The following is a 13,532-nucleotide window of genomic DNA, read 5'->3' as shown; positions in this document are numbered from 1 at the left end:
CGCCGACCGGTCGGACAGGAGCACGACGTGACCACAGCGTTCGCAGGAGCTGTCCTCGACGCGGACGGACGGCCCTTCGACCGGATCCGCCTCACGGGGCTGAGCGCCACGGGCTACCACGGCGTCCTCGACCACGAGAAGGCCCAGGGCCAGATCTTCCGGGCGGACGTCGTGCTCCACCTGGACACGCGCGCCGCCGCGAGCGGGGACGACCTCGACCGGACGGTGAGCTACGCCGGCGTCGCGGAGGACGTCGTCGCGGTGCTGGCGGGCTCGCCGGCCGACCTCGTCGAGACCGTCGCCGAGCGCATCGCGGCGACGATCCTCACGCACGACGAGGTCGTCGCCGTGGACGTCGCCGTGCACAAGCCGCAGGCTCCGATCACCGTCCCGTTCGAGGACGTCGAGGTCGTCATCCGTCGCGACCGCGTCGTCGTCCCGGTCGTCGCCCCGCTGACCCGCCGCGGCGAGCAGCGTGACGGGCAGCAGCCCGTCGCGCCGATCCCGGTGGGCTCCGTCGCGCCCGCGCTCATCCACGGGGTGGGCGACGTCCCGCTCCCCGAGGACCGGGCCGAGCTGGCCCCCGCGCCGGACGTCATGCCGCCGAGCATCCCGCCGGCCGCGTCGGCGGCGTCCGAGGCGCCCGTGGGCGATGCCTCTCGGGCCGACGCCGAGTCGTCCTGGGCCGACGCCGGCGAGCCCGCTCCCGACGACGCGCTCGACGCGACCCGCGAGGCGCCCGCCGTGGCCGACGTGACCGGCGCGACCGCGCACGGTGCGGGCCCCTCCGCGGAGCCCGTGGACGCCGGGCCGGGTCACGGCGAGCCGGGTCTCGGCGAGCCCGGCCACCCGGAGGAGGCAGGCCGCGCGGAGCCGGCCTACCCTGAGCCGGCCTACCCTGAGCCGGCCTACGCCGAGCAGGCCCACCCCGAGACCGCCGCCTCCGCCCACGCCGCGCCTGCGCCGGGCGAGGGGCCCCCGGACGCGGCCTCGTACGACGCGCTCGTCGCGGAGACCGGTGGACCGGTCGAGCCGGGCGGTCCCGCCGCGCCCGTCCCCGCGCCGCCGCTCGCGCCCGCAGGTCACGGCGCCGTCGCGCCCGAGGCGCCCGCGGGCGCCCCCGCGGAGCAGGTGTCCGAGTCCCGCTCCGAGCAGGCCCCGCCGCCCGCCCCCGCGCCGGAGGCGCCCGCGGGCCCGGAGCCGACGCCCGCGGAGCCGGCCGGTCGCGACGCCGTGCCCGACGAGGTCGCCGTCGCGCCCGTCGAGCACGACCGCATGGACGACGTGCCCGCCGGGTTCGTCGACGTGGTGCTCGCGCTCGGCGCGAACCTCGGCGACGCGCAGCAGACGCTGCGCGACGCGATCACGGACCTCGACCGGATCTCCGGCCTGGAGATCACCGAGGTGTCCCCGCTCGCGCGGACGGCCGCCGTCGGCGGGCCGGAGCAGCCCGACTTCCTCAACACGGTGCTCCTCGCGCGCACGCGCCTGTCGGCCCGCGCCCTGCTGCACGCGTGCCAGGCGGTCGAGCAGGCGCACGGCCGGGTGCGCGACGAGCGCTGGGGTCCGCGCACGCTCGACGTCGACCTCGTCGTCTACGGCACGCTCACGGCCGTCGCGGACGACCTCGAGCTGCCGCACCCGCGTGCGCACGAGCGTGCGTTCGTGCTCGAGCCGTGGTCGCAGATCGACCCGGACGCCGTGCTCCCGGGCCTCGGCGGTGGTCCCGTCGCGGCGCTCGCCGCGACGGCGCCCGACCGGGGCGGCATCCGGTGGCTCGCGCTCGACTGGCTGACCGACCCGGCCCCCGAGCCCACGGGCGGTGCGCCGGTCGCGACGGGCAGCACCGACGCCGCGCCGCCGGCCCCCGTGCCCGCCGCACCGGCTCCCGCCGGCGGCGAGCCCTACGGCACCCCGCCCGGCGGTCCGGCGCCGGAGGCTGCTCCGGGTGGGCCCGCCCCGGGCGCCCCGGCTCCCCAGGCGCCGGTCCCGCCGCAGGTGCCGCACCAGGCCCTGCCCCAGCAGGTGTTCCCGCACGCGCCCACCCCCGAGCAGCCTCCGGTGCCGCAGCAGCCCGCAGTGCCGCAGCAGCCCGGGATGCCCCAGCAACCCGGCGCGGCGCTCCCGGTCGCCCCGCCGCAGGCGGACCTGCCGCGCGAGCAGGGCCCGGGCCGCGCGGCGGCCGCACCCGACGCGCCGCCGACGCGCCCCGTGTTCGCGCCCGTGTCCGAGGGTGTGGCCCCGCCCGCGGAGCCGACCCCTCCGGCGACGCCGGCCGGCGCGCCCGACGACGCCGTCCCGCCGTTCCCCGGGCCGTCCGCGCGCCCGTCGGAGCACCCCGCGCCCGACCCCGCGCCGCGTGACGCCGCCGCGTCGTCGGAGCAGGGCGCGCCCGCGCTCCCGGTCTTCGCGCCCGTGCACCCCGTCGAGGCGCCGCCTGCCGCCCCCGAGCAGGGACCCGCCGGTCCGGTGGCCGCGGACGACGGCATCATCCGGTCGGTGCCGTTCGCGCCGGTCACCGCGCCGCCCGCGCCGGCCCACGGGCCGACGTCGACACCGACCCAGGCGTCCGCGCCCGGCCCGCTCGCGGACGAGGCCCTGCACCCCGTGACCGACCCGTGGCCGCCGTTCGGCCCGGTCTCGGGCAGCGGGCACGACGCGCAGCGCTGATGCGGCGCACCTCGGTCCGCACCCTCGTGCTCGTGGCCGTCGCGACGGCGGTCGTGGGCTGGTTCGTCGTGCGCCTGCTCCAGAGCCGGGGCACGCTCCTGCCCGCGGTGCCGTGGGTCGTCGACGTGACCGTCGTCGCGCTCGCCGCGGGCGTGTTCTGGGCCGGGTGGACGGTGCGCGCCTACCAGCAGGGCAAGCGACCGTCGCTCGACGCGATCCGCGCGGCCCGGACGTTCGTGCTCGCCAAGGCGGCAGCGCTCACCGGCGCGCTGCTCGCGGGCTGGTACGGCGCGCAGGTCCTCGTGACCCTGCCCGACCTTGCGATCGACGCGTTCCGCGACCGCGCGGTCGCCGCTGGCGTCGCGGTCGTGTGCGCGGTCGTGCTCGCGGTCGTGGGCCTCGTCGCGGAGCGGTTCTGCCAGCTCCCGCCCGAGGACCACGAGGGCGGCGAGGGCACGACGACCCGCGAGGACCCGGAGACGCCGGGAGCCAGCACACCGGCCTGACGGCCCGAGGGCCGCGGCCGGGCACGGGCCGACCCGGGTCGTACCGGCACGGGATGGGAGAATCGACGCATGACCGACCCTGCACCCGAGACCGGTCCGCGCGGGACCGGCCCCTTCGACCCGCCCGGCGTCGAGTGGACGCACGTCTCGCCCCGGCTCGTCACGGCGCGGCTGCTGTCGACCGGCATCACGCTCGCCGTGCCCGCGGTCGGCGTGATCGTGCTCCTCGTGCTGTTCCCGCACTGGTGGCAGTGGCTGGTGCTCGGGCTGCTCGCGCTCCTGGGCCTGTGGGCGGCCGTCCTCGTGCCGCGCCAGGTCCGTGCGATCGGCTACGCGGAGCGCGACGACGACCTGCTCATCCGCCAGGGGATCATGTTCCGCACGCTCGTCGTGGTGCCCTACGGGCGCATGCAGTACGTCGACGTGCAGGCCGGGCCCCTCGCGCGCAAGCTGCGGATCGCGACGGTCCAGCTGCACACCGCGTCGGCCTCGACCGACGCGACGATCGACGGCCTCGAGCCCGCCGAGGCGGAGCGCCTGCGCGACCGCCTCGCCTCGCGCGGCGAGGCCCGGCTGGCGGGCCTGTGAACGACGCGCCGGCCACCGAGGACCTCGTGTGGCACCGGGTGCACCCGGTCACGCCGCTCGTGCGCGGCTGGACGGTCATCGCGGTGCTGCTCGTCGTCGTCGGCCAGCAGACCCTCAACGGGCTGCCCGAGGGCGAGAACCTGCTCGAGGGGGACCGCTGGTGGATGATCCTGCTCGGCATCCTCGCCGTGGGACTCGTCGGCCTCGGCTACTCGGCGCTCGCGTGGCGCATGACGAGCTACGCGGTCGACGACGAGTCCGTCCACCTGCGCACCGGCGTGCTGTTCCGCCAGCAGCGCCGGGCCCGGCTCGACCGGCTGCAGGCGGTCGACGTCGTGCAGCCGCTCCTCGCGCGCTTCTTCGGCCTCGCGGAGCTCAAGCTCGAGGTGGCCGGGGGCGCGGACTCCGGCGTGAAGCTCGGCTTCCTCAAGGAGGCCGAGGCGAACCGGCTGCGCAACGATCTCCTCGCGCGCGCCGCGGGCCTGCGGGTCGGGCGCGAGCGTCCCGCGGGAGCCCCGGGAGCCCCGGGAGCCCCGGGAGCGCCGGGGGTCGCGGATGCGCCGGTCGCCGCGCCCGGCGGCGCGGTCCCCGCGGCGACGTCCGCGCCCCCGCCGCTCGCGCCCGAGGCACCGGAGCAGCCGGTCACCGCCGTCGGGCCGGGCCGGCTCGTCGCGTCGCTCCTGCGGTCGGGCGCGACCGTCGGCCTCGTGCTCGGCGTCCTCGCGATCGCGGGCGTCGTCGTCGGCACGCGCGAGATCGGCGTGCTGTTCAGCGCGCTGCCCGCGGTCCTGGGCTTCGGCGGCTACCTCTTCTCGCGGTTCACGGGCGAGTTCGGCTTCCGCTCCGCGATCTCGCCGGACGGCATCCGCCTGCGCCACGGACTGCTCGAGACCCGCTCCCAGACGATCCCGCCCGGTCGCGTCCAGGCGGTGCGCCTGCGGCAGGGACCGTTCTGGCGCGGCCCGGACTGGTGGCGCGTCGACGTCAACGTCGCGGGCTACGGCCTGAGCACGGACGGCGGCACGGACACCAAGAGCGTGCTGCTGCCCGTCGGCACGCGCGACGAGGCGCTCGCGGCCCTGTGGCTCGTGCTGCCGGACCTCGGCACGCCCGACCCGCGCGCGCTGCTCGACGAGGGCCTGTCCGGCCTCGACGCGGGCGAGCACTTCGTGGTCTCGCCGCGCCGTGCCCGGCTCCTGGACCCGCTCTCGTGGCGGCGCAACGGCTTCACCGTGACCGACCGCGCGCTCGTGCTGCGCGGCGGGCGCGTGTTCCGCAGCCTCGTCGTCGTGCCGCACGAGCGGACGCAGTCGCTCGGCCTGGAGCAGGGGCCCCTGCAGCGCCGGTTCGACGTCGCGACGTTCGCCGTGCACTCGACGCCCGGCCCGATCGCTCCCAAGGCCGCGCACCTCGACTCCGCGGACGCCGCCCGGCTCCTGGACACGCAGGCGGCGCGCGCCCGCGAGGCCCGCGCCCACGCGGGCCCCGAGCTGTGGATGCGTCGCGACGACGTGCCGCTCGGGGAGCGGGCGTGAGCGCCCCGGACGCCGGGCGTCGTCCGGGCCGGCTCGGGGTCGGCGTCGTGGGCGCCGGGCGCGTCGGCGCTGTCCTCGGGAGCGCGCTGCGCGCCACGGGGCACGCGGTCGTGGGCGCGAGCGGCGTCTCCGACGCGTCGCGCGAGCGCATCGCGACGCTCCTGCCGGGCGTGCCGGTGCTCGAGGTGCCGCAGGTCGTGGAGCGCGCCGAGCTCGTGCTGCTCGCGGTGCCCGACGACGCCCTGCCGGACCTCGTGCGCGGTCTCGCCGACGTGGGGGCGTGGCAGCCCGGGCAGATCGTCGTGCACACGTCCGGCCGCCACGGCGCGGGCGTGCTCGACCCGGCCCGCGGCGCGGGCGCGATCCCGATCGCGCTCCACCCGGCGATGACCTTCACCGGCACGTCGCTCGACCTCGCGCGGCTCGAGGGCACGACGTTCGCCGTCACGGCGCCCGCGCCCGTCCTCCCGATCGGTCAGGCGCTCGTCGTCGAGCTCGGTGGTGAGCCGGTCGTCGTGGCCGAGGAGTCCCGCGGCCTGTACCACGCGGCCCTCGCGCACGGTGCGAACCACCTCGTGGTGCTCGTCGCGCAGGCGGCGCAGGCGCTCGAGGCGGCGGGCGTCGACCAGCCGGGCCGCGCGCTCGCCCCGCTGCTCGCGGCGGCGCTCGACGGCGCGACGCGAGGCGCGGACGCGGGCGCCGAGTCGGGCGCGGGCGCCGGGACCGGCGCCGTCCTCGGGCTCACCGGCCCGGTGGTCCGCGGCGACGTCGGGACGGTGCGCGAGCACCTGCGCGCCCTCGACGCGCTCGCGGCGACGAGCGACGCGGCCGACGTGCCGCCCACCTACCGGGCGCTCGGCCGGGCCGCCGCGGCCCGGGCGCGCGCGAGCGGCCGGCTCGACGAGGGCGCGGCGCGCGCGGTCCTCGACGCGCTCGACGACGCCTCCCCGGACGGCCCGCACGGCCCGCCCCGCGGGCCCCGGCCCGACGGCGACCAGGACCCGCACGACGACGAAGGAACAGCATGACCACCTCGCCCCGCCCGGACGTCCCGGGCGCCCCGGCCGCGCCGTCCGGCGCGACGGACCGCACCCCGCGCGTCGTCACGACGCGCGCCGACCTGCGCACGACCCTCGACGCGTGGCGCGCGGACCACCCGCGCGCGCGGCGCGTCGTCGTCATGACGATGGGCGCCCTGCACGCCGGCCACCTCGAGCTCGTGCGCCGCGCCCGGGCCGAGGCCGGGCCGGGCGGCCAGGTCGTCGTCACCGACTTCGTCAACCCGCTCCAGTTCGGGCCCGGCGAGGACTACGAGCGCTACCCGCGCGACGTCGCGGCGGACGTCGCGCTGCTCGCCGCCGCTGGCCCGGACGCGGCGGTCGACGTCGTGTTCGCCCCGGCCGCGGACGAGATGTACCCGGACCTCGCCGTGTCGGCAGGAGGCGCTGGCCCGGTCGTGCGCGTCACGTCGGGGCGGTTCGGCACGGTGCTCGAGGGCGCGTCGCGCCCGGGCCACTTCGACGGCGTGCTCACCGTCGTGCTCAAGCTGCTCCACCTCGTGCGGCCCGACGCGGCGGTGTTCGGCGCCAAGGACGCCCAGCAGCTCCTCGCGGTGCGCCGCATGGTCGCCGACCTCGACCTCGACGTGGAGATCGTCGCGGTGCCCACGGTGCGCGAGGCGGACGGGCTGGCGCGCTCGTCGCGCAACGCCTACCTCTCGTCCGCCGAGCGCGACGAGGCGCTCGCGCTCAGCCGGGCGCTGCGCGCGGGGGCCGACGCCGCCGCGTCGGGTGCGGACGTGCCCGCCGTGCTCGCCGCCGTGCGGGGAATCCTCGACGCCGCCGACGGTGTTGAGGTGGATTACGTGGCGCTCGTCGATCCCGCTACCGTGGAGGACCTGGCGCCCGGCGCCGTCGGGCCCGGGCTCCTCCTGGTCGCGGCACGCGTGGGCACCACCCGACTCATCGACAACGCGACCGTCGAGATCGCGCCCGCGACCCGGGCCGACGACCCCGCCGGCCGTTCCCCCGCACCTGGAGGTACCGCGTGACCGCGCCGACCCCGCCGAGCCCGCAGCGCCGCCCGGCGTCCCTGCAGCGCCCCATGATGATCGGCAAGATCCACCGGGCGACGGTGACCCAGGCCGACCTGCACTACGTCGGCTCGATCACCGTGGACGCCGACCTGCTCGACGCCGCGGACCTCTACCCGGGTCAGCAGGTCGACGTCGTGGACGTCACCAACGGCGCGCGCCTGACGACGTACGTCATCCCGGGGGAGCGCGGCGCGGGCCAGGTCTGCATCAACGGCGCCGCGGCGCACCTCGTGCAGCCGGGCGACGTCGTCATCCTCATCGCCTACGGCATGCTCGACGACGCGGACGCGCGGACCTACCTGCCGCACGTCGTGTTCGTGGACGAGCACAACCGGATCGTCGAGCTCTCGGACGAGCCGGGACTCGTGCCCGCGGGCCACGGCCTCGAGGCGAGCGGCCTGCCCTTCGCGCCGTTCCGCGAGGGCGCGGACGTGGTGCGCCCCGCGTGAGCACGCCCGGCGCCGCGGCGCCCGTGCTCGCCCGGACCCTCGCCGCCCCGGCGCCGGGCTGGACGACGACGGTGGACGCCGTCGTCGTCGGGTCCGGCATCGCCGGCCTCACCGCGGCGCTCGAGCTGCGCACGCGCGTGCCGCACGTCCTGCTCGTGACGAAGGGCGAGCTGTCGTCCGGGTCGACGGTCTGGGCGCAGGGCGGCATCGCGGCGGCGCTCGACCCCGAGGACTCGCCCGAGGCGCACCTCGCGGACACGCTCGTCGCGGGCGTCGGCGTGTGCGACCCCGCGGCGGTCGAGGTGCTCGTCACCGAGGGCCCGGCGCGGGTGCGCGAGCTCGTCGCGCGCGGCGCGAACTTCGACCTCGCGGCCAACGGCGACATCGCGCTCACGCGCGAGGGCGGCCACCACGCGGACCGCATCGCGCACGCGGGCGGCGACGCGACGGGCGCCGAGATCTCGCGCGCGCTCGTCGCGCAGCTCGACGCCGTGCGCAGCGACCCGGGCATCGAGGTCATCGAGAACGCGCTCGTGCTCGACGTGCTCACCGGCACGTCCTCCACCGGCACGCCGGACGGCCCGGTCACGCGTGCGTGCGGCGTCACGCTCCACGTGCGCGGCGAGGGCACGCGCGACGGCGTCGGCGCGGTCCTCGCGCGCGCCGTCGTGCTCGCCACCGGGGGAGTGGGCCAGGTGTTCCGCTCCTCGACCAACCCGCCGCAGGCGACGGGCGACGGGATCGCGGCGGCCCTGCGTGCGGGCGCGACGCTCGGCGACCTCGAGTTCGTCCAGTTCCACCCGACGGTCCTGTGGCTCGGGCTCGGCGCCAAGGGCCAGCTCCCGCTCATCTCCGAGGCCGTGCGCGGCGAGGGCGCGATCCTGCTCGACACCGACGGCCACCGGTTCATGCCCGCGCAGCACCCCATGGCCGAGCTCGCGCCGCGCGACGTCGTGGCGCACGCGATCGTGCGGCAGATGGCCGCGACCGGCTCGGACCACGTGCTGCTCGACGCGCGCCACCTCGGCGCGGACTTCCTGCGCTCGCGCTTCCCGACGATCACCGAGCGGCTCGCGGAAAACGGGCTCGACTGGACCGAGGAGCCGGTCCCCGTGGCGCCCGCGCAGCACTACCACTCGGGCGGCGTCGTGACGGACCTGCACGGCCGGTCGACGCTCGACGGCCTCTACGCGATCGGGGAGGTCGCGTGCACGGGCGTGCACGGCGCGAACCGGCTTGCGTCCAACTCCCTGCTCGAGGGGCTCGTGTTCGCGCACCGCGCCGCGCGGCAGGTCACCGAGCGCGTGGCCGCGGGCGAGCTGGAGCAGGTCGAGCCGGTCGACCGTCCCGGGCCGTCCGCGCTCGTGGCGGCGGCGGCGCGCTCGCGGATCCAGTCGATCGCCTCGGCCGGTCCGGGCGTGATCCGCGACGGCGACGGCCTCGCCGCGGCCGCGGCACGCCTCGCCGCGGTCCGCACCGACGCGCACGAGGCGAGCGACGTCGTCGCGCAGCCGCAGGCCGCGGAGTGGGAGACGACGAACGTGCACCAGGTCGCGACCGCGCTCACCGCGGCCGCCGCCCTGCGCACCGAGAGCCGCGGCGGGCACTTCCGCACCGACCACCCGGACACCGACCCGGCGTGGGAGCGCCGCGTCGTCGTGTCGCTCGACGCCGACGGGACGCTGCGCGTCCGGTGACGCGCGCGACGCTCCCCGCGGCCCGCACGGCGACCGCGGGACAGACCGGGCCGGGAGCGGGTCCGCCGTGACCGGAGGGTGGGCCGTGCTGGTCACGGGCCTCGCGCTCGTCGGGTGGGTCGTGCTCCTCGACGTCGTCGTGGACGCGGAACGCCGCCTCGCCCGGTGGTGGGTCGCGCGGGCCGGCCGCCGCGGCGCGTGGGCCGGGCCGTGGTCGTTCGCCGTGTCGCTCGCGGCGCTCGCGGGCTACGGACTGCTCGTCGCGCTCGGGGGCGCCGTGGGCAGGGCCGTGGGGAGCCCGGCGTGGGCCCTGGTCGTCCTCGTGCCCGCGCTCCTCGCGTACGCGCCGCTCGCCGTCGCGACCGCGCCGCTGACCCCCGGCCTGTACACGCGGTGGCGCGGCGAGCTGAGGGCGGCGGGCGCGGACCCGCGCCAGCAGCGGCGCATCGCGTGGTGGGCGGGGCCGCCGTCGCTGTTCGGGGTCGCCGCGCTCGCGCTGACGCTCGTCCCGCGGCTCGCGGGCTGACCACCCACGGCGACCGCGGCGCCGTCGGCGACGCCGCGAGCGGATACGGTGGGGCACCGTGAGCACCCCTGCCCAGCCCCGTCCCGAGCCCTCGTCCGACGCCCCGGCGCCGCGCGTCCCGACGCGCGTCGAGCCGGGCCTCGACCCGGCATGGGTCACCGAGACCGTCGCGCGGGCGCTCGACGAGGACCTCGGCGCCGCACCCGGTCGCGACGTGACGACGCAGGCGACCGTGCCGTCGTCGGCCACCGGCACCGCGCACCTCGTCGCGCGCGCGGACGGGGTCGTCGCGGGCCTCGTGGTCGTCGAGGAGGTGACGCGCCAGGTCGCCGAGCGGTTCGGGCTCCCGCGCGTCGAGGTCACGTTCGTCGCGTCCGACGGCGAGGCCGTGGGCCGGGGCCGCGTCCTCGCCGCGCTCACGGGCCCCGTCCAGGTGCTCCTGACCGCCGAGCGCACGCTGCTCAACCTCGCGAGCCGCGCGTCGGGCGTCGCGACGGCGACGCGTGCCTGGGCGCGCGAGCTCGCCGGCACCGGGGCCCAGGTCCTCGACACGCGCAAGACGACGCCCGGTCTGCGCGCGCTCGAGAAGTACGCCGTGCGTGCCGGGGGTGGGACGAACAAGCGCATGGGCCTGTACGACGTCGCGATGGTCAAGGACAACCACGTGGTGGCCGCCGGCTCGGTGAGCGCCGCGATCGACGCGATCCGCCGCACGTTCCCCGACGTGCTCGTGCAGGTCGAGGCGGACACGACCGCGCAGGCGCTCGAGGCCGTGTCCGCGGGCGCGGACTTCCTCCTCCTGGACAACATGCCCACGCCGGTGCTGGCCGAGACGGTCGCGGCCGTCCGGGCGCTCGAGGGCACGGACGGCGTGCCCGCGAAGGTCGAGCTCGAGGCGACGGGCAACCTCACGCTCGACCGGGCGCGCGAGGTCGCGGGCACGGGCGTCGACTACCTCTCCGTCGGCGCCCTGACCCACTCGGCCCCGATCCTCGACCTCGCGCTCGACCTGCTCCCCGCGCCGCCGTCGCGCTAGGGGAGCCCGAGCCGCCGGGCCCGGGAGCCCGTGCGCGGCGCCGGTAGAATCCTCGGGTGACCTCCCCCGCCGGAACCCCCTCTCCTGCCGTGCCCGATCCCGAGGAGCACGTCGACGACGTGCCCGAGCAGATGCAGGTCCGCCGCGAGAAGCGCGAGCGGATCCTCGCGCGCGGCGAGGACGCGTACCCCGTCTCCGTGCCCCGCACGCACACGATCGCCGAGGTGCGGGCCGCCTACGCGCACCTGGAGACCGGCGAGGAGACGCAGGACGAGGTCGGCGTCGCGGGCCGCGTCGTGTTCCTGCGCAACACCGGCAAGCTCTGCTTCGCCACGCTGCAGGACGGCGCCGGGAACCGCCTCCAGGTCATGCTGAGCCAGGCGGTCGTCGGCGAGGAGTCGCTCGCGGCGTTCAAGGCCGACGTCGACCTCGGCGACCACCTGTTCGCGCACGGCCGCGTCATCAGCTCGCGCCGCGGCGAGCTGAGCGTGTTCGCCGACGCGTGGCAGATCGCCGCGAAGGCGCTGCGCCCGCTCCCCGTGCTCCACAAGGAGCTGTCGGAGGAGGCGCGCGTGCGCCAGCGCTACGTGGACCTCATCGCGCGCCCGGCCGCCCGGGACACCGTGCGCCTGCGCGCCGCCGTCGTGCGCTCGATCCGCGAGAACTTCTGGGAGCGCGGATTCGTCGAGGTCGAGACGCCGATGCTGCAGACGCGTCCGGAAGGCGCCGCCGCGCGCCAGTTCGAGACGCACATGAATGCATTCGACATCGACCTGTTCCTGCGTATCGCGCCCGAGCTGTTCCTCAAGCGCGCGGCGGTCGGCGGCGTCGAGAAGGTGTTCGAGATCAACCGCAACTTCCGCAACGAGGGCGTGGACTCCACGCACTCGCCGGAATTCGCGATGCTCGAGGCGTACGAGGCGTACGGCGACTACGACACCATGGCGGTGCTCACCCAGGATCTCGTGCAGCGCGCGGCGCAGGACGCGCTCGGCACGACCCTCGTCACGCTCGCCGACGGGACGGAGTACGACCTCGGCGGTGAATGGACGCAGCTGAAGATGTACGACTCGCTGTCGGACGCGCTGGGCGAGGCCGTCACGCCGGAGACGTCGGTCGAGACGCTGCTGACCTTCGCGGAGAAGGTCGAGATCTCGTTCGACCCGAAGAACGTCAACCACGGCAAGCTCGTCGAGGGCCTGTGGGAGCACCTCGTGGGCGACCACCTCGTCGCCCCGACGTTCGTGCGCGACTTCCCCGTCGAGACCTCCCCGCTCACGCGCGACCACCGCACGGTGCGCGGCCAGGTCGAGAAGTGGGACCTCTACGTGCGCGGCGTCGAGCTCGCGACGGCGTACTCCGAGCTCGTCGACCCCGTCGTGCAGCGCCAGCGCTTCGAGGCGCAGGCCCTGCTCGCGGCGGCGGGCGACGAGGAGGCCATGCGCATCGACGAGGACTTCCTCACCGCGATGGAGTACGCCATGCCGCCGTCGGGCGGCATGGGCCTCGGCATCGACCGCCTCCTCATGGCGCTCACCGGCCTCGGCATCCGCGAGACCATCCTCTTCCCGCTCGTGAAGCCCGCGCAGCAGTAGCGCGCGGCAGACCTAGGATCGACAGCATGGACATCTGGCCCACCGTCGCGGCGCTGATCCCCTCGATCGGCGTCGGCGTGCTCTTCTACGTCGCGATGCGCGCGATCGTGCGCGCCGACCGCAACGAGCGCGCCGCGCTCGCGCGGCTGGACGAGGAGGAGGCGCGGGCCGCGGCGGCCCAGGCCGCCCCCGTCCGCGAGCCCTGATCGTCGGCCGGGCATTTCCGGGCCGGAAATCGACGGAACAAATGTACCGGCGTCCAAGAATGCACAGCGGATCACGGAAGAGCGACGCCCGCGGAACAGCGTGTCCAATTGACGCTCGCGTCGTCACGATGGCATCCTGGCGAGGACAATTCTTCCCGTGAGACGTGAGGTAACCACAGTGGCCCAGAAAGTCCAGGTAATTCTCGTCGACGACCTCGACGGTGGGGCGGCCGACGAGACCGTCACGTTCGCCCTCGACGGGGTCTCGTACGAGATCGACCTGAGCACCAAGAATGCGCAGGAGCTGCGCGACGCGTTCGCGTCCTGGGTCGGCAACGCTCGCAAGGTCTCCTCCCGCACGAGCACGACGCGCCCCGCCCGGCGCAGCGGCCGCTCGGCCGGCTCGGCGCGCGCGACGGAGGTCCGCGAGTGGGCGCGCGCGAACGGCTACACGGTCAACGACCGGGGCCGCATCTCGCAGGAGATCCAGGCGGCGTACGACGCCGCGCACTGACGCGTCCCGCACACCGCGCACGCCGGGGGCGCCCGGTCGACGAGCACCGTCGGCCGGGCGCCCTTTCGCGTCTCCCGCCGCGCCCGCTCCGTCGCCCCGCCCGGTGCCCGGGGCG

Annotated in this window: 13 protein-coding genes; all 13 read left to right on the top strand. The window is 76.9% G+C overall.

Annotated elements, in window-relative coordinates:
- Positions 1-27 precede the first annotated feature (27 nt).
- The 13 genes from folK to GYH36_RS09695 all read left to right on the top strand — a co-directional run bounded on the left by folK (position 28) and on the right by GYH36_RS09695 (position 13,417).
- On the top strand, positions 28-2,670 hold the full coding sequence (folK, locus tag GYH36_RS19295; RefSeq protein WP_312028582.1) for a 2-amino-4-hydroxy-6-hydroxymethyldihydropteridine diphosphokinase: 2,643 nt from the start codon (positions 28-30) through the stop codon (positions 2,668-2,670).
- A complete protein-coding gene (locus GYH36_RS09750) occupies positions 2,670-3,176 on the top strand; it encodes a DUF3180 domain-containing protein (RefSeq protein WP_024841942.1) in 507 nt (168 codons plus the stop codon). Before folK ends, GYH36_RS09750 begins: the two co-directional genes overlap by 1 nt.
- A 69-nt stretch (positions 3,177-3,245) precedes the next feature.
- Positions 3,246-3,764, top strand: coding sequence for a PH domain-containing protein (locus GYH36_RS09745; RefSeq protein ID WP_115943199.1), 519 nt, complete (start codon positions 3,246-3,248; stop codon positions 3,762-3,764).
- Positions 3,761-5,299 (top strand): PH domain-containing protein, encoded by a 1,539-nt coding sequence (locus tag GYH36_RS09740; protein ID WP_162289748.1) that lies wholly within the window; start codon positions 3,761-3,763, stop codon positions 5,297-5,299. The genes GYH36_RS09745 and GYH36_RS09740 overlap by 4 nt, the downstream gene beginning before the upstream one ends.
- Positions 5,296-6,327, top strand: coding sequence for a Rossmann-like and DUF2520 domain-containing protein (locus GYH36_RS09735; RefSeq protein ID WP_162289747.1), 1,032 nt, complete (start codon positions 5,296-5,298; stop codon positions 6,325-6,327). The genes GYH36_RS09740 and GYH36_RS09735 overlap by 4 nt, the downstream gene beginning before the upstream one ends.
- Positions 6,324-7,349, top strand: coding sequence for a pantoate--beta-alanine ligase (gene panC, locus GYH36_RS09730; protein WP_162289746.1), 1,026 nt, complete (start codon positions 6,324-6,326; stop codon positions 7,347-7,349). Before GYH36_RS09735 ends, panC begins: the two co-directional genes overlap by 4 nt.
- Before the next feature lie 53 nt (positions 7,350-7,402).
- A complete protein-coding gene (panD, locus tag GYH36_RS09725) occupies positions 7,403-7,843 on the top strand; it encodes an aspartate 1-decarboxylase (protein ID WP_034605323.1) in 441 nt (146 codons plus the stop codon).
- Entirely contained in the window at positions 7,840-9,540 is a 1,701-nt protein-coding gene (locus tag GYH36_RS09720; protein ID WP_162289745.1) for an L-aspartate oxidase, read from the top strand. Before panD ends, GYH36_RS09720 begins: the two co-directional genes overlap by 4 nt.
- A gap of 85 nt (positions 9,541-9,625) precedes the next feature.
- Positions 9,626-10,066: a hypothetical protein gene (locus GYH36_RS09715; RefSeq protein WP_143314355.1), complete on the top strand. Its 441-nt coding sequence runs from the start codon at positions 9,626-9,628 to the stop codon at positions 10,064-10,066.
- A gap of 58 nt (positions 10,067-10,124) precedes the next feature.
- Positions 10,125-11,102 (top strand): carboxylating nicotinate-nucleotide diphosphorylase, encoded by a 978-nt coding sequence (nadC, locus tag GYH36_RS09710; protein ID WP_115943194.1) that lies wholly within the window; start codon positions 10,125-10,127, stop codon positions 11,100-11,102.
- Positions 11,103-11,233: 131 nt separating this feature from the next.
- Positions 11,234-12,697 carry a lysine--tRNA ligase gene (gene lysS, locus GYH36_RS09705; protein ID WP_162289758.1) on the top strand — a complete coding sequence of 488 codons (1,464 nt, stop codon included), beginning with the start codon at positions 11,234-11,236 and terminating at the stop codon, positions 12,695-12,697.
- A 26-nt stretch (positions 12,698-12,723) separates the two neighbouring features.
- Positions 12,724-12,903 (top strand): hypothetical protein, encoded by a 180-nt coding sequence (locus tag GYH36_RS09700; RefSeq protein WP_024841932.1) that lies wholly within the window; start codon positions 12,724-12,726, stop codon positions 12,901-12,903.
- A gap of 178 nt (positions 12,904-13,081) precedes the next feature.
- Positions 13,082-13,417 carry a histone-like nucleoid-structuring protein Lsr2 gene (locus GYH36_RS09695; RefSeq protein WP_024841931.1) on the top strand — a complete coding sequence of 112 codons (336 nt, stop codon included), beginning with the start codon at positions 13,082-13,084 and terminating at the stop codon, positions 13,415-13,417.
- The last annotated feature ends 115 nt before the right edge of the window (positions 13,418-13,532 follow it).

This window comes from Cellulosimicrobium composti (assembly GCF_010287905.1).
GTDB lineage: Bacteria > Actinomycetota > Actinomycetes > Actinomycetales > Cellulomonadaceae > Cellulosimicrobium > Cellulosimicrobium composti.
This window is presented reverse-complemented; position numbering and strand designations above follow the sequence as displayed.

What these genes read in the sequence shown, in the direction of transcription:
- GYH36_RS09750 (WP_024841942.1), top strand. Translation starts at nt 2,670, where the DNA reads ATGCGGCGCACCTCGGTCCGCACCCTCGTGCTCGTGGCCGTCGCGACG.
- GYH36_RS09745 (WP_115943199.1), top strand. Translation starts at nt 3,246, where the DNA reads ATGACCGACCCTGCACCCGAGACCGGTCCGCGCGGGACCGGCCCCTTC.
- panC (WP_162289746.1), top strand. Translation starts at nt 6,324, where the DNA reads ATGACCACCTCGCCCCGCCCGGACGTCCCGGGCGCCCCGGCCGCGCCG.
- panD (WP_034605323.1), top strand. Translation starts at nt 7,403, where the DNA reads ATGATGATCGGCAAGATCCACCGGGCGACGGTGACCCAGGCCGACCTG.
- lysS (WP_162289758.1), top strand. Translation starts at nt 11,234, where the DNA reads ATGCAGGTCCGCCGCGAGAAGCGCGAGCGGATCCTCGCGCGCGGCGAG.
- GYH36_RS09700 (WP_024841932.1), top strand. Translation starts at nt 12,724, where the DNA reads ATGGACATCTGGCCCACCGTCGCGGCGCTGATCCCCTCGATCGGCGTC.